General features: G+C 67.4%; 18 protein-coding genes. 13 read left to right on the plus strand and 5 right to left on the minus strand.

Annotated features, from left to right (window positions below):
• The first annotated feature begins 25 nt into the window (after positions 1 to 25).
• The 9 genes from KCTC_RS00095 to KCTC_RS00135 are packed head-to-tail and all read left to right on the plus strand — an operon-like array spanning position 26 to position 8,382.
• Positions 26 to 805: an MlaE family ABC transporter permease gene (locus tag KCTC_RS00095; protein WP_125565592.1), complete on the plus strand. Its 780-nt coding sequence runs from the start codon at positions 26 to 28 to the stop codon at positions 803 to 805.
• Positions 798 to 1,619 carry an ABC transporter permease gene (locus KCTC_RS00100; protein ID WP_125565594.1) on the plus strand — a complete coding sequence of 274 codons (822 nt, stop codon included), beginning with the start codon at positions 798 to 800 and terminating at the stop codon, positions 1,617 to 1,619. The genes KCTC_RS00095 and KCTC_RS00100 overlap by 8 nt, the downstream gene beginning before the upstream one ends.
• Positions 1,616 to 2,719 carry an MCE family protein gene (locus KCTC_RS00105; RefSeq protein WP_125565596.1) on the plus strand — a complete coding sequence of 368 codons (1,104 nt, stop codon included), beginning with the start codon at positions 1,616 to 1,618 and terminating at the stop codon, positions 2,717 to 2,719. Before KCTC_RS00100 ends, KCTC_RS00105 begins: the two co-directional genes overlap by 4 nt.
• Positions 2,716 to 3,774, plus strand: a complete 1,059-nt coding sequence (locus KCTC_RS00110) for an MCE family protein (RefSeq protein ID WP_125565598.1) — start codon at positions 2,716 to 2,718, stop codon at positions 3,772 to 3,774. The genes KCTC_RS00105 and KCTC_RS00110 overlap by 4 nt, the downstream gene beginning before the upstream one ends.
• The gene (locus KCTC_RS00115) at positions 3,774 to 4,742 is read left to right on the plus strand and encodes an MCE family protein (RefSeq protein WP_125565600.1); all 969 of its coding nucleotides are present in this window, start codon (positions 3,774 to 3,776) and stop codon (positions 4,740 to 4,742) included. The genes KCTC_RS00110 and KCTC_RS00115 overlap by 1 nt, the downstream gene beginning before the upstream one ends.
• Before the next feature lie 8 nt (positions 4,743 to 4,750).
• Positions 4,751 to 5,797: an MCE family protein gene (locus KCTC_RS00120; RefSeq protein ID WP_164512408.1), complete on the plus strand. Its 1,047-nt coding sequence runs from the start codon at positions 4,751 to 4,753 to the stop codon at positions 5,795 to 5,797.
• Positions 5,794 to 6,930: an MCE family protein gene (locus KCTC_RS00125; RefSeq protein ID WP_164512409.1), complete on the plus strand. Its 1,137-nt coding sequence runs from the start codon at positions 5,794 to 5,796 to the stop codon at positions 6,928 to 6,930. Before KCTC_RS00120 ends, KCTC_RS00125 begins: the two co-directional genes overlap by 4 nt.
• Positions 6,927 to 8,015, plus strand: coding sequence for an MCE family protein (locus KCTC_RS00130; protein ID WP_125565606.1), 1,089 nt, complete (start codon positions 6,927 to 6,929; stop codon positions 8,013 to 8,015). Before KCTC_RS00125 ends, KCTC_RS00130 begins: the two co-directional genes overlap by 4 nt.
• A 1-nt stretch (position 8,016) precedes the next feature.
• Complete coding sequence (locus tag KCTC_RS00135; protein WP_125565608.1) at positions 8,017 to 8,382, plus strand: DoxX family protein; 366 nt, start codon at positions 8,017 to 8,019, stop codon at positions 8,380 to 8,382.
• 14 nt (positions 8,383 to 8,396) lie between these two features.
• Here KCTC_RS00135 and KCTC_RS00140 read toward each other — a convergent pair whose 3' ends face one another.
• From KCTC_RS00140 to KCTC_RS00150, 3 genes are all read right to left on the minus strand, one after another.
• Positions 8,397 to 8,981 carry a TetR/AcrR family transcriptional regulator gene (locus tag KCTC_RS00140; protein WP_164512410.1) on the minus strand — a complete coding sequence of 195 codons (585 nt, stop codon included), beginning with the start codon at positions 8,979 to 8,981 and terminating at the stop codon, positions 8,397 to 8,399.
• Between the two features lie 55 nt (positions 8,982 to 9,036).
• On the minus strand, positions 9,037 to 11,265 hold the full coding sequence (locus KCTC_RS00145) for an ATP-binding protein (protein ID WP_125565612.1): 2,229 nt from the start codon (positions 11,263 to 11,265) through the stop codon (positions 9,037 to 9,039).
• A gap of 394 nt (positions 11,266 to 11,659) precedes the next feature.
• On the minus strand, positions 11,660 to 14,059 hold the full coding sequence (locus tag KCTC_RS00150) for a helix-turn-helix transcriptional regulator (protein WP_125565614.1): 2,400 nt from the start codon (positions 14,057 to 14,059) through the stop codon (positions 11,660 to 11,662).
• Between the two features lie 340 nt (positions 14,060 to 14,399).
• Here KCTC_RS00150 and KCTC_RS00155 point away from each other — a divergent pair, with 340 nt between their 5' ends.
• From KCTC_RS00155 to KCTC_RS00170, 4 genes are all read left to right on the plus strand, one after another.
• Positions 14,400 to 15,179: a glycosyltransferase family 2 protein gene (locus KCTC_RS00155; protein WP_125565616.1), complete on the plus strand. Its 780-nt coding sequence runs from the start codon at positions 14,400 to 14,402 to the stop codon at positions 15,177 to 15,179.
• Positions 15,180 to 15,462: 283 nt separating this feature from the next.
• On the plus strand, positions 15,463 to 16,728 hold the full coding sequence (locus KCTC_RS00160; protein ID WP_125565618.1) for a lipopolysaccharide biosynthesis protein: 1,266 nt from the start codon (positions 15,463 to 15,465) through the stop codon (positions 16,726 to 16,728).
• The gene (locus KCTC_RS00165) at positions 16,725 to 18,971 is read left to right on the plus strand and encodes a glycosyltransferase family 4 protein (protein WP_164512411.1); all 2,247 of its coding nucleotides are present in this window, start codon (positions 16,725 to 16,727) and stop codon (positions 18,969 to 18,971) included. The genes KCTC_RS00160 and KCTC_RS00165 overlap by 4 nt, the downstream gene beginning before the upstream one ends.
• Positions 18,968 to 20,128 carry a glycosyltransferase family 4 protein gene (locus tag KCTC_RS00170; RefSeq protein WP_125565622.1) on the plus strand — a complete coding sequence of 387 codons (1,161 nt, stop codon included), beginning with the start codon at positions 18,968 to 18,970 and terminating at the stop codon, positions 20,126 to 20,128. The genes KCTC_RS00165 and KCTC_RS00170 overlap by 4 nt, the downstream gene beginning before the upstream one ends.
• On the opposite strand, the gene KCTC_RS00175 is transcribed toward KCTC_RS00170, so the two are convergent.
• Positions 20,118 to 21,338: a cellulase family glycosylhydrolase gene (locus KCTC_RS00175; RefSeq protein WP_125565624.1), complete on the minus strand. Its 1,221-nt coding sequence runs from the start codon at positions 21,336 to 21,338 to the stop codon at positions 20,118 to 20,120. The genes KCTC_RS00170 and KCTC_RS00175 overlap by 11 nt on opposite strands.
• Before the next feature lie 168 nt (positions 21,339 to 21,506).
• On the minus strand, positions 21,507 to 22,616 hold the full coding sequence (locus KCTC_RS00180) for a GH39 family glycosyl hydrolase (RefSeq protein WP_164512412.1): 1,110 nt from the start codon (positions 22,614 to 22,616) through the stop codon (positions 21,507 to 21,509).
• Positions 22,617 to 22,991: the final 375 nt, after the last annotated feature.

A 22,991-nucleotide genomic window follows, 5' to 3' on the forward strand; every position in this document is an offset into this window, starting at 1 on the left:
GAGAATCCGGGAAGTTGATGAACTCATGTCGGTGATCGTTGCGCCGCTCGTACGCCGGTTGGACACTCTCGGTGACTTCTTCCGGTTCGCCGGACGCGCCCTCGCCTCGATCTTCAAGCGACCCTTCGCCTGGCAGGAGGCGCTGGTGCAGGCCGCGATCCTGGCCCGCGTCGTGATGCTGCCGACCGCACTGGTCGCGATCCCGCTCGGAGCCGTCGTCGCGTTGCAGGTCGGCAGTCTGACCCAGCAACTCGGGGCGGAGAGCTTCTCCGGTGCGGCGTCCGTGGTCGCGATCCTTCGCGAAGGTGCACCGATGGCGACCGCCCTGCTGCTGGCGGGCGCCGGTGGCTCGGCGATCTGCGCCGACTTCGGTGCACGGCGGATCCGGGAGGAGATCGACGCCATGGAGGTCCTCGGGATCGACGTCATCAAACGGCTCGTGGCGCCGCGTCTGGTCGGTGCGATCCTGGTGTCGGTCGCCGTCACCGCCCTGGTCATGGGGGTGGGAATCGGCGGCGGCTACTTCTTCAACGTCGTGCTCCAGCACGGGACATCCGGCGTGTACGTCGCGTCGTTCCGTGCGCTCGCGACCCTGCCGGACATCTGGGTCAGCCTCGCCAAGGGCTTCGTGTTCGGGGTCATCATCGCGATCGTCGGTTCCTACAAAGGACTCCGCGCCGGCGGGGGACCGCGCGGTGTCGGTCAAGCGGTCAACGAATCGGTGATCACCAGCTTCCTCCTCGTCTTCGGCGCGAACTACCTCCTCAGCGTCGCCTACTTCCAGCTGGTGCCGCCCAATGCCTAGATCGCGCTCCCTCGCCGGGTACGAGAGTCTCCAGAATCTCGGCCACCAGTTGCGGTTCTACAGCCGATCGGTCGCCGCGACCCCGCGCGCCCTCACGCACTACCGGCGTCAGACGCTCGACGTGCTGTCCGATGTCGCCTTCGGGCGTGGCGGTCTGGCCCTGGTCGGCGGCACCGTCGGAGTGATGATTGCGCTCGCGTACGCCATCGGCGCGGAGGTCGCGCTGCAGAGCCATGCGTCCCTGGTACGTATCGGCGCGACGAACTTCGCCGCCTTCCTGTCGGCCTACTTCAACACCCGCGAGGCAGCGCCACTGATCGCAGGCATCGCGCTGGCGGCCACGATCGGCTGCGGCTTCACCGCACAACTCGGCGCGATGCGGATCAGTGAAGAGATCGACGCGATCGAGGTGATGGGCATCCGGTCCCTGCCGTACCTGGTGTCCACCCGGATGGCCGCCGCCGGCATCGCCGTGGTCCCGCTCTACGCGATCGGGCTGTTCTCCTCCTACCTCGCCACGCGGATGGTGACGGTGACCGGGTTCGGGCAGTCGAGCGGGACGTACGACCACTACTTCACGCAGTACCTCGCGCCGGTCGACGTGCTCTGGTCGTTCCTCAAGGTGTTCCTGTTCGCGATCGCGATCATCCTGATCCACTGCTACTACGGGTTCTTCGCCACCGGCGGCCCGGCAGGCGTCGGGATCGCGGTGGGGCGCGCGATCCGTACGTCGATCGTGGCGCTCACCCTCGGCGACTTCTTCATCAGTTTTGCGATCTGGGGATCGCACACCACCGTCAGGATCACCGGATGAATCCGGCGATGGCGCGAGACGGCCGGGAGGGGCGGGTCCTGGCCTCGCTGGGTGTTGCGTTCCTCGCCATCGTGGTTGGTCTGGTGGCGCTGTCGATCGCGTTCTACGACCACGCGTTTGCCTCTGAGGTCCCGATCTCGGTCCAGGTCGGCGAGGTGCCACCGGAACTCAACGTCGGCGGCGACGTGCGGATGAACGGCGCGATCATCGGCCGGGTCACCGGAGTGGCGCCCGACAGCGGCGGGGCCCGGATCAACCTTGATCTCGAGGCATCACAGGCGGCCGAGGTGCCGGCCGGCGCGCTCGTACGGATCCTGCCGACGACCCTGTTCGGGCAGAAGTACGTCGAGATCACCTCGACGGCCGATCCGGCTGCCGGACATGTGACAGCAGGCTCGGTGCTCCAGGAGGACCGGTCGGCGCAGGCCGTCGAGCTGACGACCGTGATGGATGACCTCTACCCGGTCCTCACCGCGGTGCACCCCGACTCACTCGCGGCAGCGCTGGGCGCGCTGGCGAACGGTCTCGACGGGAAGGGATCGGCGATCCACGACGACCTCCTCGCAGCCAGTCGCTATCTGAAGCAGATCAACGCACACGGGCCTGAACTCTCGAGCGACATCGCGCTGCTCGACCAGGTCAGTGGACGGTACGCGGCGCTGACGCCTCAGCTGATCGACCTGCTCAAGCAGGCAGGCACCGGCGTGACGGCGCTGGCGGGATCGAACCCGGTCCTCACGGCCTTCCTGGGCGCCGTGTCCCAGGCGGCGGACAGCGGACGTGCGCTGCTCGCGGCGAACCAGCAACAACTTGCCCAGGCGGCGCTTCTGTCCGAGCCGACGCTGGCACTCCTTGCGCGGTATTCACCCGAGATCCCGTGCGTCATCGGCGGGTTCCTCAAGAACGCCCAGGTCTCGGCGGCGGAGGTTCGTGGTGACCGCTTCCAGGGCTACTTCACCCTGGGCCAGCAGGCGAACGGCTACGCGGCCGCCGACCGCACCCGCAACGGGGACCTGGGCGTCGGCCCCGCCTGCCGCGGCCTCGTCAACGCTCCGGTGCCGTACCCCGCCGTGAAACTCAACGACGGGGTGCGGCGATGACGTCGTTGACGCCGTCGACGCGGCGGTCTGTGGTGGAACTCACCCTGCTGCTTCTCGCGGCAGCGGCCGTGCTGGTCACCATCATCGCGACACTGCGGCCGATCGGGCTCGCTGACCACAACGCCTCGTACGTCGCCGATTTCACCTCGGCCAGCCATCTCAAGGTGGGGGAGACCGTTCGTGTCGCCGGGGTCGAGGTCGGTCAGGTGACCGGGATCGACCTCACCGCCCAGGACCTCGCCGAGGTTCACTTCCGGGTCAGCTCCGAGGTGCCGGTCTCGAGCACCACGAAGGTGGCGATTCGCTACCTGGACCTCGCCGGCAATCGCTATCTCGCCCTGGATCGGGGCGCCACCGACGGGACCCCTCAGGGGTCGGCCACGATCCCCGTGGCGCGTACGACGCCGGCCCTCGACATCAACGACCTCCTCAACGGATTCCGCCCCCTGCTGCGGGGTCTGAACGGGGCTGATCTGAACGCCCTCAGCCTCGAGATCGTCCAGACGCTCCAGGGAGATGGCAACGGATTCGGGAATCTGATGGCTCACACGGCTTCGCTGACGCAGGGTCTGGCGGCACGCAGCAACTTGATCAGCGAGGTGATCGGCAACCTCAATGGGTCGATCGGTCTCTTCGCGGACCGCCATATCCAGCTCGAGGGACTCATCGCCTCGCTCAGCTCCCTGAGCGGTGGGCTGGCAGCCGACCGGGTGAGCATCACCGAATCGATCTCCCACATCGACGACATGACAGCGCTGACTGCCTCCCTGTTGAGTGAGGCACGGCCCTCGATCAAGGCCGATGTGGCGCAGCTGGGCGCGATCGCGACCACACTGAGTTCGCAGTACGGGCATGACCAGATCGCGTACGCACTCAACGAGCTGCCGGGCAAACTCGCCCGGTTGTCGTCGACCGCGTCCTACGGATCCTGGTTCAACTACTACATCTGCGGCGTCCGGATTGTCACCAGTGCCAGCGCCCGCGGCATCGATCCGGTGCTGGCCCACCTGCTCGAACAGATCCATCTGGTCGACAGCGCGGCGAGGTGCAGGTGATGGCGCGTGGGAAGGGACACTCGGATCGGCGTACCGGGGTCGTCGGTGCCGTCGTGGTGGCGCTCATCGTGGCGTTCGCACTCAACGCGGGGAACGTCCTGGGCTGGATCCGCGGCTCGACAGGCGGCTCGGCCGACTTCACCGAGATCGGTGGCCTGTTGCCGGGCGACCCGGTGGCGATCGCCGGCATCGACGTCGGCCATGTCACGAAGCTCACCATGGAGCCCGGCTTCATCCGGGTCAGCTATTCGCTGGACCAGTCGCCGCACCTCGGCGACGAGACCCGCGCGGTGATCGCGGTTCGTGACGTCCTGGGCAGCAAGGAACTCGACCTGGTGCCCGCTGGCACCGGGGTGCTGCAGGGGACGATTCCGATCAGTCGGACCCAACCGGTGTACGACCTCACGACGGCTTTCGGCGACGTCACGACCAAGGTCCAGTCCATCGACGTTCCGGCGCTGCAGAAAGCCCTGAACACGGTTGCCACCGAACTCCGCGGCTCGGGTCCGGATCTGCGAGGCGCGCTCAAGGGCCTGTCGGCGTTGTCGACGACCCTGGCGGCCAGGAATGACGATCTCGACGCCCTGCTGCAGCACGCGAACGTGCTCACTGCGTCACTGGATCGGAGCAAGGGCAACGTGGTCCAGTTGCTGCACTCGGCGACGCTGCTGCTCAACGCCCTCGCTCAGCGCAAGCAGGCCCTGTCGGGCTTGATCGTGCACACCCGTGAGTTGGCCGATGAGCTGTCCAGCCTGGTCGCGGACAACCAGAAGCAGATCGGTCCCGCTCTTCAGGCCCTGGGTGCCGTGGCGCTGCAGTTGGAGCAGCGTCGCGATGACCTCGCCCGGACGATCAAGGGCGTGTCCCTATTCGCCCGTGTCTTCGTGAACACCATCGGTAGCGGACCCTGGTTCGACTCCTACATCGGGAACGCGCCGGACTCCCTGAAATTGGAGAGCCCCCAATGACCCGGTGGATGAGGATCATCGCAGCGACCGCAGTCGTCGCCGTCTTGGTGTCGCTGACGGTCGTCCTGTGGGGTGGCGGGGCGTCAGCGCGCACGGTCGCTGCGGACTTCCCGCGGACCGTGGGCCTCTTCGTGGGTTCCGAGGTCCGGATCATGGGCATGAAGGTCGGCACCGTCAAGAGCATCACCCCGCACGGCACCTACAGCCACGTGGTGATGTCGTACGACGGCAGTCTCGAACTCCCCGCAGACGTCAAAGCCGCGATCGTGTCTCCCTCGGTGATCTCGGACCGCTTCGTCCAGTTGGCACCCGGGTACGTCAGCGGTCCGACGATGGGTGACGGGGCAACGATCCCGACGAATCGCACGGCCATTCCGGTCGAGCTGGACGACTCCCTCGCCACGACCACGCAGCTGGCCCAGGATCTGGGGCCCAACGGAGCCAACAAGGACGGCGCTCTCAACTCCGCGCTCCGGGCGTTGGCGGGCGTACTCGACGGCAACGGCACTCCGGCGCACGTGACCCTCCACCAGCTGTCGCTGGTCTCGGACACGCTCGCAGCGAACGCTCCGCAGCTGGCCGCGACGTTGGGGCATCTCGCACACCTGACCGGCGCGTTGCAGGCTCACAACGATGACGTCGTCTCCTTCAACACCTCGTTGGCTGACATCTCGCATGCGCTGGCCTCGGACTCCGGCGACCTGTCGGCCCTGCTGTCCACGTTGGCAACCACGCTCGGAACCGTGACGACGTTCGTCGCGCAGAACCGGTCCTCGCTGGCCACCGACGTCCACCGACTGGCATCGGTGGCCGCCACCCTGGCAGGGGAGAGGAACGCGCTGGCGGAGATCGCCGACATCGCGCCCATCGCCTTCCAGAACCTGGACGAAACCTACGATCCGCAAGCACAGGCAGTGCGTACGCGAGCGAACCTGTCGGTCGTCATCACCGCGCTGAACAACGCGGTCTGCGATGCGATGGTGAAGCAGGCGGGCGCGTCGATCCTGCCGGTGTGCCAGCAGACATTGCGGCTCGTGTTGGGGGCGGCCAAGTGACCGCCCGTCTCGTGGCTGTGTTCGCCCTGGCCGTCGTCGCGCTCACGGGATGCACCTTCCGCGGCCTTGCTTCCCTCCCACTGCCCGGGAGTCCGCCTGTGGGGGACCACTCGTACGTGGTCACTGCGGAGTTCGCCAACGCGCTGACACTGACTCCGGATGAGACCGTGCGTTACCGGGGTGTCGTGGTCGGTCGGGTCGAGAGCATCGCCCGCGACGGCTGGAACGCCCGGGTCACCCTCCGTCTCAACGCTGCTGATCAGGTTCCGGCGAATGTGTTCGCCCACATCGGTCAGAGCAGCCTCCTGGGGGAGAAGTTCGTCGCGCTGGAGGCCCTGTCCGCCCCGAGCGGTCAACTCGGCGCGGGCGCAACGATCGGTCTGGCGAACACCAGCAGTGGACATGAAGTGGAGCAGGTCCTCGGCTCACTGTCGCTGCTGTTGAACGGCGGTGGCCTCAGCCAGGTCAGCAGCATCACCAAGGAACTGCGGCAGGCGCTGGGGGACGACGGGGCGGCCCGTACGTTCATGGCCCAACTCGACCAGTTCGTGACGACCCTGAACCACAGCCGGGGCCAGATCATCGACACGATGCAGCACCTGAACGGGCTGACGAAACTCGTCAATGCCGAGTCCGGGGACGTCGCGTCCGCGATCGATCAACTGTCCCGGGCCACCCAGGTCCTCGCCGAGCAGAAGACAGCGATCGTGGCGATGCTGGGGCACCTTGATCGGTTCAGCCAGGAGGCGACCAGGACCGTACGCCAGTCCGGCAGTGCGATCGTTGCGGACCTTGCAGCCTTGCGGCCGGTCCTGACCCAGTTGGCTTCGACGGGCAACGATCTGCCGCGCGCGATCGAGCCGATCCTCAGTTTCCCGTTCCCGGACGTCGTCCTGACAGCGGTCGTCGGTGACTTCGTCAATCTGGATGTCCTGCTGGACCTGTCGCCGCTGATCATCGCCGGGCAGCTGGCTGGCCAACGCACCATCCTGACGGGCCCGATCAGCGGACTGACCGGCCTGCTGACACCTCCACCGTCGACGACTGGCAAACGGCCGAACCCGGCGCCCCTGCCGGGCGATCTGTCGAGCCTGCTGCCCGGACTCGGGGCGCTGCTGGGAGGGGGGTCATGAGGGCCGCCGTCCGGGTGCGACTGCTGGTCTTCGTCCTGCTCGGAGCCGTGGCCGTTGCGTACGTCGGCGGTCGTTACGCGGGGCTGACCGGGCTCCTCTCCTCGAACACGTACAAGGTCACGATCGAGTTGGCGCGAAGCGGCGGCCTTTTCCCGCGCGCCGAGGTGGACTGGCGCGGCACCACCGTGGGTCGGGTCACGGACATGACCGTCCAGCGGACCGGCGTCCTGGTGACCATCGAGATCGGGGATCGGTGGCGGATCCCCGACGCGCTGGTCGCGGCAGTCCACAATCGTTCAGCGGTGGGGGAGCAGTACCTCGAACTGGAGCCCACCCGCGATGGTGGACCGTTCCTGCACGACGGATCCAGGATCGACCAGAGCCAGACGTCCACACCCATCGAGGACCAACAGCTCCTGTTGGCGCTGCACCGCCTCACGACGAGCATCGACACCGGTGCGTTGCGTACGGTCGTCGACCAGGCCGCAGTGGCGCTCCAGGGGTCGGGTCCGGACATCGCCAACCTCATCACCGACTGGCGGATCATCCTCGAGCAGGCCAACAGCAGCTTGCCAGCCCAGCTCGCGCTTCTGGCCAGCGCCCACGACGTCCTGTCCACGCAGGCTCACCTGGCACCGGTGATCGCTGGATGGGCGCGCGACACTCTCACCGTCACGCGGGTGCTGTCAGGCCACGCCGGCGACCTCACCACCATCCTGGCTGCCGGGACGCGTGCAGCACGGACCCTGAACGAGCTGGCAACGGCCCTGCAGACGGCGCTGCCGCCGCTGCTGGCCGGTCTGGTGCCGGTGGCACAGTTGTTGAGTACGCGGGTGTCGGGTCTGGAGGAGACCCTCGTGGCCCTGCCGTGGGCTCTCGCGAGCGCGCAGACGCCGGGACGCAACGGGCTCGCCCACTTCACGTTCGTCGGTACGTCGGACCCGGCCGCCTGCCAACAGGGCTACATCCCACCCAGCAGGTGGCGCTCCGCCCTGGACTCGACGCGGTCGGCCGTGCCACCGACCATCGGGTGTACGCAGCCCGGAGCTGTTCCTCGCGGCGCGGCGAGCGTGCACGGGAACTGACATGGATGTCTGGGTCTGGATCGTCAGCAGCGCGTTGGCTGCGCTCTTCCTCCTTGCCGGCACGACGACGGTGATCAGACCGACATCAGTGCTGCTGGCCGACCCGAAACTCGGTCTGCTCGCAACCTGGCCACCCTGGTTGATCAAGGTGGTCGGAACGCTCGAGATCGCTGGCGCAGCCGGCCTCGTACTGCCACCGGCTGCGGAGGTGGCGACATGGTTGGCAGGAGCTGCTGCGGTTGGGCTGGCGGCGTTGATGGCCGGAGCGCTGGTCGCGCACGCGCTCAGGCGTGAGTGGCAACAACTCCTGCTCTGCTCGGCCACTCTCGTGATGGCGGTGTTCGTCGCCGCGAGTCGCCTCAGCTGATCCTGCGCACCTCGTCAGGGCTTCGACGGAGACCGGAGGAGAGCGGCGAGCGCGAGCAACTGCTCCACCTCGGTTCGGATGTCGCCGGTGTTGCCGGCGACCGGGATGGCCTCGCGCGATGCGGCGATGCGAGCACCCCAGAGCACGAGTGTGGTGACGTCGACCGCCGGGATCCGCCCGGCGCTGATCGCCTCGTCGAACACCGGCTGGACGATGGGTACGACGGCCTCGGCCAGGATCGGCGCGAAGTTGTCCATCTGACGTACGACCGTCCCCGGACTCTCCCGGATGACGAACTTCACCACCGGGTGGTCGGCCACCATCCGGATCATCACCTCGAGGGTCTTTGCAAGGTCCTCGTACGGGTTCTCGAGACGACCCAGTGCGGGAAGGATGTCAGCGGCGGCGCGTCGTTCCACTTCCCGCCGGATCAGAGCCTCGAACAGGTCGGTCTGGGAGCCGACGTGGCGGTAGATCGTCGGACGTGACACGCCTGCCCTCTCGGCGACCGACGTCAGCAGTTTGGTGGTCGGCCGACCGACCTCCGCGAGCACGCTGACCGCAGCGTCAAGGATCCGCTCGCGGACTGGTTCGTTCATCGACATGGTGTTCGCATTATCGCCGTGAATGGCTTCGGTGGCGTGCAGCGGTCATCTACCGGAGAGCGAGTGCGTCCCGGACTTCGGTGCGCGACGAGACGCCCAGCTTCCGCAGGACCCGGTCCACATGGGACTCCACCGTCCGGCGGGAGATCACGAGGTGGTCGGCGATCACCTGGTTGGTGTCACCTCGAGCCAGGAAGGTGGCGATCTCCCATTCGCGTGGTGTGAGATTCGACTGCGGGGTGGGGCTCGGCAGCGGCGCCCGACCGACGGCGACCTCGACGATCTGGGCAAGCGGTAGCGTCCGGCCGAGGAGGGCAATCGACTCGCTCACCCCCGACATCCTGCTCAGCGCGGCCCTGCTCTGGTCGCGTCGCCGCAGCAGGTACGGCATGCCGGCCAGTGGTACTCCCAACGTGGTCCAGATGGTGTCGGCCGCGGCGTCGAGGAATGCGGCTAGCGGCCCGTCGGCTCGATCGACCGCAGCCCACGCCAGCGCCTCAAGAGCCAACGCCGTGCCGAGCGCATCACCGAAAAGGGCCTTCGTCTCGAGCGCCTCGCGTTCGAGTTGGACCGACTCCTCGATGCTTCCGGACAGGAGCATGTCCACGCCGAGTCCCCATTGGGCGTACGAGGTCCAGTAACGCTCGCCGAGAGGCTGGGTCAGCGCGAAACACTCCCGGTAGCACTCGGCCGCGTCGTCCGGGCGGTGAGCCCATCCGAGCATGAGCGCGCGAAGAAAATGCAGATTCGCGACCCGGCCGGTGTCGCCGAGCTCCTGGAAGACGGAGATCGCCTCCTGGGCCACGCGCTCGCCGGTCGGGGCGTCGTTGCTCCAGGCCGCGAGGACTGCCCGGGCGTACAGCGCGCAACCACGTACGCGGGCGTCATCGGACCCCATGGACAACGCGAGGAGGTCGTCGTGCAGCCGCTGAGCGGTGTCGAGCGCACCCACCACGCACGCAACGAAGCATCCGACCCGAAGTGCCTCGGCCCGTTCGACCACGGCGCCGGTCGGTTGGGCAGTGGCCTTGCGAAGCCAGTGCAGGGCCTCGCTGGCGCCTCCGGTCGAGCCGACGTAGTGCTCGAGGAGAGCACACATGCGTAGCGCTGAGGCGGCGTGATCGGCGTGGCTGACGCTGTACTCGAACGCGAGTCGCAGGTTGGCCTGCTCGGTACGCAGTTGTTGGAACCACTCGACCTGATCCGGCCCCAACCATTCGGCGTCGAACTGATCGACCATCGCCAGGTAATGGTCGCAGTGGCGCCTGTGCCAGAGATCCAGTTCACCCTTCTCGGCCAGACGCGCCGCGCCGAACTGTCGAACGACCTCAAGCATCCGGTAGCGGCCAGCACGGTCGTGGACGTCGCGTTCGATCAAGGATTTGTCCGCGAGGCCTCTGAGGGCATCGTCTACCTCGTCAGCCGACAGGTCTGCTGCCTCGCAGACACCACGCGCCGCTTGGAGCGTGAACGTACCCGCAAAGACGGACAGTCTTTCCCACAGCAACTGCTCGCCCGGAGTGCACAGGTCGTGTCCCCATCGGAGGCAGGCCTCCATGGAGATGTGTCGTCCTGAACTTGCCGAGGTGGACACCAGTGCAGCCAACTGGTCCTCAATCTCCGCACCCAGCGCCTCGAGGCCTACGGTCCGCATACGGGATGCAGCCAGTTCGATGGCGAACGCGACGCCGTCCAGACGCGAGCACATGTCGATGATGGCGGACCGGTCATGCTCGCCGGGCGTCCAGCTGGGCGCCACCGCGAGAGCTCGGGCCGTGAACAACTCGAGGCCGTCGCGGGCGATGAGGGGAGGCACGGTGTAGAGCTGCTCGCCGACGACCCCGAGGGTGTGCCGACTGGTCGTGATCACCCGCAGGTTGCGGCAGCGCTGAAGGACGGCGGTGATGAGCGCGGCGCATTCGGGCACCATGTGTTCGCAGTTGTCGATGAGCAGCAACGACGTTCGATCACTGATGTGCCGGACCAGCATCCGCGGATCGAAGCCTTCAGCGAGGACGGATGCCCCGACGGCCTCGGCCACGGCATGGCCGAGGAGACCGGCGTCGGAGAGGTCCGCGAGCTCGACCGTCCACGCCGCGTCGTCGAGGTCGACGGCCAGTTGGTCGAACACCTCATACGCCAGACGCGTCTTGCCGACGCCTCCCGGCCCGACCAGGTTGATCAGACGGTGCTGTTCGACCAGGGCTCGTACGTCGCGAGTCTCCTGCGAACGACCGATGAACGGGGTGAGCGAGTACGTCCGAGTAGTGGCGCTCATGTGCAGATCGTAGGTCCAATCAGGGGTCGTGGTCCGTAGCGGTACGGAGGGATGTTCAGTGGGGGTGAGCGACACGTGCGTATGTCTCGCGGCCTCGTCTCGGTACTGGAGGAACAGTGCGTGGAAGCCCGGCGGCCCGGGCGGAGATCGGCTGCGCCAGTTACGTACCCGGATTCCGTACGACTACGGATGTGGATGAGACCCTCGGACGGTTTAGTTGACGCTGCTGAGCCCGCCTCGCTCCCCAGTTAGTGTCGGGCTCAGCCACCGATCACGATTGTGGTCTCGGAACGGCTGGGGTTGGGCGTAGGTCGCCGAACCCCAGCCGTCACTCGTTTGGCGGGCGCTCGCTCAAGTGATGAAGCCCCGGCTGCACATCCCTGCTCGATGTCGCTCACGGGCCGGGAGCGACAAGACCCAGGCGCTGTCCGGCGGCCACTGCTTCCGCTCGCGAACCTGCCCCCAACTTGCGGTAGAGACTGCGTGCCTGGGTCTTGACGGTGTTGAGCGACACGTACTCCGCCGCTGCGATGGTGGGCAATGTCAACCCTTGGGCGAGCAGCTTGAGGATCACCGTCTCGCGGTCGGTGAGTTCGGTGACGTCCAGGCTCGCCCGGGCGATGGACCGGCCGGTCAAGGCTGCCGCTTCGTCCGGCAGTACGTCAGTGATGAACTCGCGATTCTCGACGTCCATGGCGCTGCCGAGTCGCCGCAGGCCGTGACGGTCGGAGTCTTCGATCGCCGACCTGAGAGCCTCGCGGGCTTCGTCCGTCCGACCCAGACGGGCGAGCGCGACGGCGCGCAGGACACGTACGCGGTTGCGGCGGCGAGGAGGTAGTCCACGCGCCGCAAGCATGGCCTCGGCTCTGGCAGCTGCAACGTCGTATTGGCCCGTCGCAAGTGACCACCGGACGCCAGTTGCCCCGAAGACCGTGGACGCGGCGACCTCGTCGCCCATGGCGGCGAGAGCGCGATTTCCTTGTCCGAGCACCAAGTACGCCTCGGCGCGTGCGGACTGGAGCAGGTGCTGGTGGATGCCGTCGGACTTCGCCGTACGGAACTGGACCCGTTGCACCTCGTCCGCGACCTCGATCAGCCGCTCTGCCTCTCCGGCCTCGAGCAGCATCATCCCGACCAGCATCAAGAGGAAGGGCCAGTTCTCATCGTCAGCAAACAGGTGTGGCACCAAGGAGCCGGCGTTGTGCGGTTCGAAGTCGCCGTCCTCCCACCTCACGTAGGCGTTGGCAAGGCGCGCGGTGCGCGCCACCACATCCGGCCATTCAGCGCCTTCCGGGATGGCGTCGTACGCGTCGAGCCACCTCGTCACGGCTGGCATGTCACCGCCGATGGCGGCGAGTACGGCGGCCTTCGTGGCCACATCGGCGGCGGCGAAGGGGACCTCGGAGTAGTCGCGGTACATCCATCCGGCCTGGTAGAACCGTCCGGCGATCGCGTCCTGCCCGCCGAGGTGGAATGACAGACCGGCTTGGGCACACCAGATGGTTGCCTGGTTCAGGATCCGCTCGCGAGTCGGACCCTGCCCGGTCCGCGCCACATGGCCTGTCCGTTGCGATATGTCCATCGCTTCCTTGATCCGACCGTCCTTGCGCAGGGCGCCGATGGCGACCCTCGTCTGGTGCATCAGCGTCGGAAGCCGGCCCGCAGCAAGGAATGCGCGGATGTCGTCAGGAGCCTTCGGGATGCTCACTGACGCCGTGTCGAGGGGCCACAATCCGATCGCGGCCGCGCGCATGGCGACCGTCGGATAGCGACGCAGCACGTCCTCCGGAAGCTCAGCGAGGACGCGACCGGCCAACGGCCGGAACTGGCTGTATTCGGTCCGCAGGGGCCAACGGTGCAGCGTCGTCGCGCATCGTTCCCAGTCCTTCAGCGTGTACGCGGCCGCCAGACCACAGTCCTGGATGCCGTGAGTGACCCGCACCTCATGGATGGTTCGCAGCATCTCGTCCTGCTCGTTCAGCGGAAAGGCCGCCGGATCCAGCAGCAATGACCGGAGCTTCTCGGGCAGGCTGAACAGGTCGCCGTAGGTGTCGTCGACCCTGCTGGTGAGCAACCCGTGGTGAGCCATGTGAAGGGTGGGGTCCTCCCACGGAGTCACCTGCTGCAGGCCGTGGGCCTTGACCTCTCCGGCGAGCGCGAGGTAGCGCATCGGTGGCAACCATTCCTCCGGCAGTGCCGGAAGAGTGAGTCGCCGGAGCCGCTCGTCGACGCGACGAATCTCCAGATCCACCGACGGTGCGTGGCCCGTTGCCACGTATCTGAGCAGATCGGCCACATGTCCCGGCCATCCGTTCGTGGCTGCATGCAGGCCCGTGACGTCGGCAGCGGCGGATTCGGGATAGCGAGCGAGCATCTGCTCAAGTTCGCCTTCGTCGAGCCTGAATGCGCCGGCGTAGACCGGGTACGCGCCCGCCGGGATGTGCGGCCATCGAGGAGCGGCCAGGACGACGACGCAACAGCGCTTGTGGTCGTGCGCCAGCGTGCCGAGTGCGTCGAGGTCGGGGATCTGGTCGGCCTCGAAGCTCAGGACCAGCAATCCGTCCGGCAGGGTCGCGTCCTCTGCGGATCGGATCAGATCCTCCAGATCAGCCGACTCGTCGAGGTTCGGGACGAGCACGGACTTCGGGTACGCCGTCGCAGCCCACGCATAGGTGGCGTGCCGGTGACCGAGACCCGGCGGTCCGTTCACGATGATCAGATGCCCAGGGCCCACGCCGCGCTCGAGCTGTTCGACGGCCTTGGACGGAATGACGTCGGCGATGTCCTTGGTCATCGTCGTCCGCTCCGGGACTCTGCGCTGCGGTGTGTGCCCAGCGTACGAAGGCGCGACGACGTGATCACGAACCCTGCCCTCCGGATGACTGCTCCAGAGTGTGGCCGCCAGCTGTCTCCAGACTGCGCCCCCTCGCCCCCCGACGTGAGGACAGTCTACGCCCCGGGTCCGCGGGTCCGTATTTGCGACCAGAGAGGAGCAGATCGAAGAGTTTTAGGGTGACACCGAGTTGCACCCTGGGTGAAACGGAGGGTGAACACCGAGTTACACCCTTTAGACGCGTGCCCTAACCCGTTAGAACTAGTAACCGCAAGCCAAACTATCCGGGGGGATACTCAGCATGAACCGTCTGTCGGTCGTAATTCCGGCTCTCAATGAGGTCGACAATCTTGAGGCAGTCATCGGATCCGTTCCGGTGGCGGAGCTCGCCGCCGCTGGCTGGGAGACCGAGATCGTCGTCGTGGACAACGCCTCGACCGACGGCACCGGCGACGAGGCTCGCCGCCTGGGTGCCCGTGTCGTGGAGCAGCCGAACCGTGGCTATGGGAACGCATACATGGCCGGCTTCGCTGAGGTCAGCGGCGATGTCGTCATCACTGGTGACGCCGACCAGACCTACCCGCTCGACCACGCAGTCGCGCTCGTGAACCACCTGATCGCGAACAACCTCGATTTCATCACCTGCAACCGACTCGGCCGCGAGAACCGCGATGCGATGAAGCCGTCGCACACCGTCGGCAACAAGGTGCTCAGCGCCATCAGCCGTGTGCTGTTCGGCAACCCCATCCAGGACTCGCAGTCGGGCATGTGGGTCTTCCGTCGCGACGTCTGGGCGACGCTCGACGTACGCAGCTCTGGCATGCAGTTCTCGCAGGAGATCAAGAACGAGGCGTACGCCTCCGGCGCCCGCTGCGGCGAGGTCGCCATCGAGTACCGCCCGCGTGGCGGTGAGGTGAAGCTGAACGCCTGGAAGGACGGCCTCCGCAACCTGTGGCAGCTCTTCGAGCACCGCTTCCGGGTGAACCGCGCGCCGCGCCTCGCTCTCGAGGCCGCCCGCACGCTCGAGATAATCGAGATCGACTCGTGGGCCGCGTCGGCCGCGAGCCCCGTAGCCAGCTGACCAGGCCGCTCGCGCCGACATGACTCCCTAGGCTCGACACGATCGGGACCTGCGCATCTGCCGCAGGTCACGGTCCTTCTCGGGACCGGCGGACGACTCTCGTCCGTCGTTGGACCAGCGCAGCGGGCCGGCATGCTTCACCCCACCTGATGCTGCCGCTCCTGCACGCGAGTCGAGGAATGTGGCGCGAGCTCTGATCAGCGCGGGCGGCGGCGGTCGGGCTCACAACGCCCGGCCGCCAGCCGTTACCCGTCGTTCCGACATGTTCGCGGAGGGAATACCGATGAGTTCGGTCAGTACGGCGTTCCGAGCGCGCCTTTCGCGTGCCGATGCCGTCACCACCGACGCCTTCCTGATCCTGGCCACCACGGTGGGGCTGGCCGGATTCGGCGGCGTGTTCTGGTTGATCGCCGGCCACGTGCAGTCGATCGCCCAGGTAGGTGTCGCCGGCACCCTTCTCTCGGCCGCCATCGTGGTCTCCTATGTTGCCCAACTGGGGATGGGCACGGCGCTGGTGGCCAGCATCCCGCGCAGTGATCGGCCTGCGCAGGACATCGCCCTGTCGTTGACTGTCACGGGTGGACTCGGCCTGGCGCTCGGCTACCTGACCGCGCTCCTCCTTCCCTTGCTTGCCCCAGCCACGACCGGTGCCCTTGCCGGATCGCGAGGCCTCGTCTATGCCGCCGTCGTGGCCGGCACGAGCGTCAATCTGACGACCGATTCGGTCTTCCTGGCCCGTCGCCAACTCCGTACGAATCTGATGCTCACCGGTGTGGCGATGGGCGTCGTGAAGTGCCTTCTGCCGTCGCTGTTCGTGAGTTCGGGGGCTTTCGGTCTGGTCCTCGCCAGCGGCATCGCGTCGATCGGGGCGGCAGTCGCCTGCGCGTACGCGGGGCTGCGTGGACTGCCCGCGGCGACCGGGTGGAAACCCTCGACGGCGTTCCGCGGGAGCTACCACATTGGTGTCGCGTCGTACGTCGTCGGGCTGGCCGAGTTCGTGCCGCTCGTGGCGGTGCCGGTCATGATCATCCGCTTCGCCGGCGCTGAACAGAACGGCGCCTTCTTCGTCGCCTTCCAGATCGCCACGATGCTGAATTCGGTGGCGTACGCCGTCGGCCGGGCATCGTTCGCGGACGGCTCACGGTCGTCGGAGCGCATCGGTCGGGCGATGCGTACGGCTGCGATGCTGATGGTCGCCGCCGTCGGTGGAGGCAGTGCCGTGATCGCGGCCATCGCACCGTTCCTGCTCAGCCTCTTCGGCGATGACTACGCGTCCCAGGGTGCGCCGACGCTGCGGGTTCTCTGCGCGGCCTCATGTGCCCTCGCAGTCACGTTCTGGATCGGCATCCTGCTCACGCTCCAACGGCGGCTTCGGGCGAGCATCGCCGTCGCCGTGGTGGCCTCGCTGGGCGTGGTGGCCATCCTCGCCGCGCTGCCCTCGACGAGCGCCCTGGCCGGCGCATGCGCCTGGCTCGGCGGGCAGCTCCTCGGGGCTGTCGTGGGAGCACTTCTTCTCATTCTCGGGCGAACTCAGAGGAGGACCTCATGAAGGTTCTGCAGGTGACCCACTACTTCTCGCCGCACGTCGGCGGGATCGAAGTCGTCGCGGCTGAAGTCGCCCGGGAACTGGTCGCGCAGGGACATCAGGTCGAGCTGCTCACCAGCGCGATCGGTTCGACCCCGGGGGAGCGGGTCGAGGACGGCATCCGGGTCCGACGAGTCCGGGCATGGAACGTCACCGAGGACCGCCTGGGCGCGCCGTTCCCGATCTTCTCGCTGGCCCTCCTCGCGGCGGCCTGGCGCATGGTCGGTCGGGCGGACATCGTGCAGATCCACGACACCCTCTACATGGGATCGTGGGTTGCTGCGGCCGTCTGCAGACTTCGCCGTACGCCGTACGTGGTGACCTCGCACGTCACTCATGTCGAGCACAGCGGTCCGGTCGACATCATTCAGCGGGTGGTCGTACGCACGTTCGGTGCGTTCGTCTTCAAGGGCGCCGCCCGCGTACTGCCACTCACCCGGTTCCAGAAGGAGTTCGTCGACGCTGCGGTCCCGGGTCTTCCGATGACTGTGCTGCCGAACGGAATTGATCCCGACCACTACCGACCAGCCGACCCGGGGGAGAAGGCGACGCTCCGTGCCAGGTACGACCTGCCCCTGGACGAGTTCCTGGTGCTGTACGTCGGACGCCCGGTGCCGAAGAAGGGCTTCGACATGGTCGATGCCGCGGGTGGACCCGGGTACCGCCTGGTCTTCGTCGGAGTGGACGCCGAGTCCGGTCGCGGTGCGGCGAACATCTATCTCGGCCAGCGCAATCGCGACGAGGTCGCCGAGATCTACCGCGCTGTCGACCTCTTCGTGTGCGCCAGCCGCGGTGAGACACCGCTGAGTGTTCTCGAGGCAATGTGCTCGGCTGTTCCGGTCGTACTCAACGACGACCCGATGCTGCGGGTCCTGGTGGACGAGGGTCGGGGCGTCACGTTCCTCGACATGGATCACGCTTCCCTGGTCACTGCCATCACCGCCGCCACCCTCGACCCGGACCTGACTGCAGGCGGCGAGGCCGCCCGGGCCGTGGCCATCACAGAGCACTCGTGGACCGCTCACGCCGAGACCCTGGTGGGCGTCTACCGGGAGATCCTTGGTCCAGATCCTGCGGAACGTCCCATCCGTGTCGCGGTGGTGGCACCCAAGTACGCGCCCGCGGTCGGCGGCGTCGAGCGTTATGCCGAACACGTCGTCGACATCCTGCGTGACACGGACGGGTTCGAGCCCGTGGTCATCACGACGCGCGCCGGCTGGCGTCGTGGAGTCGACACGCATGGCGGCGTGCAGGTCATTCGGCTGGGTGCCCCGATCACATTGAGCGCCACTCCGCTCAACCCGCTGTGGTGGTGGCAGCTTCCACGGCTGCTGCGCCGCCTGGGCATCGATGTCGTGAACGCGCATTCGCCGGTTCCGGGGTTGGGCGAGCTCGCCTGTTTCCGCTCCTCCGGAGCACCGGTGGTTCTGACCTATCACTCGGGCACGCTGGTGAAGGGCAACAGCCCGGTCGATCCGCTGCTCCGGGCGTGGGAACGATGGGTGCTTCCCGCAGCCTTCAGGCGCGCGGACCAGTTGGTCGCGGCGGGTTCGGTCTCGCTCGCGTACGGCACGGGGAAAGCAGAGATCATCCCTCCGGGCGTCGACTCCTCGGTGTTCAGCCCGGACGACGAGCCCCGCACCCGCACCGTGACGTACGTGGGCCGTGTGGAGAGCGCCTCCCGCTGGAAGGGCGTCCAGGTCCTGATCGATGCGTTTCCCGCGGTCGTGGCCGCCGTCCCGGATGTCTGTCTCGACGTGGTGGGCGACGGCGACGACGTCGAAGCCCTCCGTGCCCAGGCTGAAGCACTTGGGGTGTCGGACCGCGTGCGCTGGCTGGGGAATCTGCCGCCGGCCGAGGTGGCAGCACGGCTGAAGCGCACCACCGTGTGCGCCGTACCGTCGCTGACCGACGCGGAGTGCAACCCCACGGTTCTGATCGAGGCGATGTCGTCCGGCACGGCGGTCGTCGGCTCCCGCGTCGGAGGTATCCCGGACAACATCCGTGACGGTGTCAACGGCTACCTGGTCGAGCCGGCAGACCCTGTCGGTCTGGCAGACCGGCTGACACAGATCCTGAGCGATCCCGAGTTGGCCGCCCGGATGGGTGCCGCCGGCAGAGAACGTGCCGTCCAGACCTTCGATCACAGCGTGCGGAACGAACGTTTCCTCACGATCTTCCGACTGGCCAAGGAGGCCGCCCGATGACGAACACACACGCGCCTGACCTGCGGGTTGCCGTGGTCGCCCCGTTGTACGCGCCCCACATCGGCGGCGTCGAGCGCTACGCGGAGAAGGTGGTGCACGCGCTGCGCGACACCCCCGGCATCACCCCGGTCATGATCACGGCGGCGGCCGATCGGCGTACGACCATCGAGAACGTCAATGGGTACGAGCTGATCCGCCTCGGGTCCTGGATCGATTTCCGCGGAAGTCGGCTCAACCCGCTGTGGTTGTGGACGCTGCCCCGGTTGTTGCGACGCAAGAACATCGACGTCGTGTACGCGCACTCGCCGGTCCCCGGCCTGTCCGACATCGTGACCTATCGCTCCGCCGGTCGTCCGGTCGTGCTCGCGTACCACTCGGGAACCATGGTCAAGGGCGGCCGAACCGACCCGATCCTGCGTGCATGGGAGCGTTGGGTCCTCCCGCGCATCTTCGCCCGCGCGACGAGGCTCGTAGCCGCAGGCAAGACAGCCCTGGCGTACGCGACCGGTCGCGCGACGGTGATCCCGGCCGGGATCGATGTCGACACCTTCAAGCCGGATGGTGACCGCCGCGAGACGACGCTGACGTACGTGGGTCGCATCGAGGCGGCGTCGCGGTGGAAGGGGTACCAGGTCGTCGTGGATGCGCTCCCGGCCATCCTGGAGCGGGTTCCTGAGGCGTACCTCGACATCATCGGTGACGGCGACGATGTCGCGCTGGTTCAGGCTGCTGCCGGTGCACTCGGTGTGGGGGACAGGATCCGCTGGCTGGGCGGCATGGCGCCTGACCAGGTGGCGCAGCGTTTGCGTCGGACCAGCGTCGCGGTGGTGCCATCCCTGACGGACGCCGACTGTGCTTCACAGGTCCTGATGGAGGCGATGGCGTCGGGAACGCCGGTGGTCGGTGCGGCGGTCGGTGGCATGCCGGAGAACATTCGCCACGGCGAGAACGGGTTCCTCGTGCCCCCGGGTGACGCCCCCCGACTGGCCCACTTCGTCGCCGAAGTGCTTGCCGATCCCCAGCTGGCGGAGCGTCTCGGGAAGGCGGCGCGTCTGGATGCGGTGGAGAAGTTCGCCATCGCCGGCAGGCACCGGGCACTGTTGGAGATCCTCGCCGAGATCACCGGTCGCGACCTTGCGCAGAGCGTTACTGCCTGACTACAGCAACGGCTTTCTGGAAACTCGTCCACACTGGCTTGTGGGTGCCGTTGAGCCGGGAGAGTCCGAAGAAGTTCGAAGGATCCGGGCCGTACCGAAGGTCGATGTTCGAGTACCAGAACAGAGTGTCGACGCTCGGGTTGGCGACGGCCGCGGCGACGCCATTGGCTGCGATCGTCGCCTGGTAGGCCTCGGTGACGTGGTCGGTCGCGTACGGCCACATCTTGGCGGCGGTGCCGTCAGCGGCGTTGCCCGGACCCTGTGTGGGGGCGCCGAACTCGGTGACCCAGATCTTCTTCCCGGCGCACCTGTGGCTCGCGAGCACGGAGGTCAACGACATCTTGGTCCGGGTCATCATCTCCCACGGCGTGCCCCAGGTCGTGAGGGCGCTGGCGAGGTACGGGTAGGTGTACGGGTGTGACCCGACAGCGTCAAATGCCGAGCACGGGGTGGTCCGCAGCATCGTGTCAAGGAACGACGTGGCGCTGAAGTCCCGAGAGGTCTGACGGGTCATCACGAGCCCGCCGAGGATGATCTTTGCGTGAGGATCGGCTGCGCGAATGGCGGCGGACGTCGCCGCCAGGAGCTTCCCGTACGCGGCTGGGTTGGGGTTCGACCAGAACCAGTTCGAGTCTTCCTCGTTCCAGATCTCCCAGGTGTGGATCCCGAGCCTTGAGTAGCGGGCAGCGGCCTGTCGAGCGAACGCGGCGAACCTCGCGACGCTCGCCGGAGGGCAGATGCGGGTGGTGCAGTGCGCAGCGCGAGCCCACGCCGGCGTGTAGGCCAGAACCGGGAGGACGTTGATGCCGCGGGCGTGCGCACCCTTGGCCACGGCGTCGAAACCGGCCCAACGGTACGAGGTGGCCGAGGTCGGCTGGATGTCATCCCAGGCCATGTCCGTCCGCACCCAGGTGACGTGCAGAGCGGATGCCTCCGCGAGGGTCGAAGCCAGCTGGCTGGCCGACATCCAGGCGAGGCGATTGCCGTACGAGACCCCCATGCCGGTGCGCTTGATGGTCACTGCCTGGGCTTGCACCCTGGGCTGCACGGTGGTAGCGGTCGCGGGGGCCGTCAGGCTCTCACCGTCAGCCGGCGTGGCGACCAGTTGCACCATCACGGCGGCTGCTGCGGCGGCCGCGAGGAACGCGACCAGGCGACGCGCTCGACGCGTGAGCGCGCGACCGTCCTTGTTGTTGCCTGCCGAGACCACGGCAACCCCTCCCCCCGAGAGCTGACCCTTCGAGAAGCGGGTCTGCAGGGTTGAACATAGGGGCGTCGAGTTCGGGAGACAATGGTCAGTCACCCATTTGAATACGGTTCGAAAGGACTAGCGCTCGACGCAGCGATCAATAGACGACGAAGGGCGGAGCCGAGCGGGCTACTTCTGAGCGGCGGTGACTGCCTGGTTGAAGGCGGCCCACGCGGGCTTCGGCGTCCCGTCCTTGCGGCGCAGCCCGGACCATGACCGGGAGTCACGCGGATCGTCGCGGTCGGCCGCCCAGAACACGGCGGCCACCTGGCCGCGCTGTTCGGCGGCGCCGATGAAGTCCTTGGCCAGTTCCGCCTGGTACGCCTCGGTGACATGGTCGGACGGATGCGGCCACAACTGGGCCGGACTCCCGTCCGAGGAGGCGCCGGGGCCATCGGTCGGGGCACCGTACGCGGTGATCCAGAGCGGGATGTGGCTGTAGCCATCGGCGGCGAGCACGCTGAGCACGGAGTTGGTGGTGCCGGTGAGAACCTCCCATGCCGGCGAATTGGTCCCCGGCTTGAGCGGATACGTGTACGGATGCACGCCCACTGCGTCGGCGGAAGCACAACCTCCCGCCCGGCAGAAGGCGTCCATGAACGTGCGTGGGTCGACGCAGCTGACACCGTCGACGCAGGCGTCAAGTCCACCGACGACGATGGTCGCGCCAGGGTCGACGGACTTGGCTGCCCGCGAGGCGGCGGTGAAGAACTGGGCATAGGCACGTGCGTCCGGTTGCTGCCAGAAGGTGCCGGAGTTCGGCTCGTTCCAGATCTCCCACGCGTGCACGCCGTCGGGGGCATAGCGGCGAACAGCAGCGTCCATCAACGCCTCGACGTCGGTTGGTCGTGCCGGCGGGCAGGCCATTCCGGTGCATGCGCCGCGCGCCCAGGGCGGGGTGTGGCCGAGGACTGGCAATACATGGAGCCCGAGCGTGTGCGCGGTGGTCACGATCTTGTCGACGACCGTCCAGTCGTACGGGCCCGACTTCGTCGGCTGGATCTGGTCCCACGGCAGATCGACGCGCACCCACGTCGCGCCCACCGCCTTGGCGTCGGAGAGGGCTTCGGTCACGTCTGCGCCGTGTGCAAAGGCGAGGCTGTCGTTGAAACCCACGCCGATTGCCAGCGGTGCCCGGTGCCGGTCACCGTGGAACTCGGATGCTGCGGCCCAACCCCCGGCGAGCGCAACGGTGCCGATGATGGCGATGGCGACTGCCTTCCGTCGATCGCGCAACATGCTTCCGGGCCCCCGATGATTGTGGTGGTGGTCGGCGCTGGGCACGCCCCTCAAGACCATAGGCGCAGGTCGAGGTTCGCAGAGAGCGATGGCGGGGTGAAGTCGGGGGTGAAAGCCGGCGCGGCGCCCATGCCTGACCTGCGTCACTGTGAGTCACTGAGAGGCAGTTGAACTACCTGGTCAGTCGGGTGATGGGATGGCGGTCTGGTGTGCGGTGGCGTGTTAGCCTCGCGTAACTCGCGACTGAGGGGAGGGCGCCGCAATGCGTTGGAGCGGCGTACGACGACCGTGCCGACGTTGCGGACACCCGCACGACACTCACCTTCATGTCCGACACGGCAGCGACTGCTCCTTGTGCGAGTGCCAGTCCTACGC

Origin of the sequence: Nocardioides baekrokdamisoli (assembly GCF_003945325.1) — a bacterium.
GTDB lineage: Bacteria > Actinomycetota > Actinomycetes > Propionibacteriales > Nocardioidaceae > Nocardioides > Nocardioides baekrokdamisoli.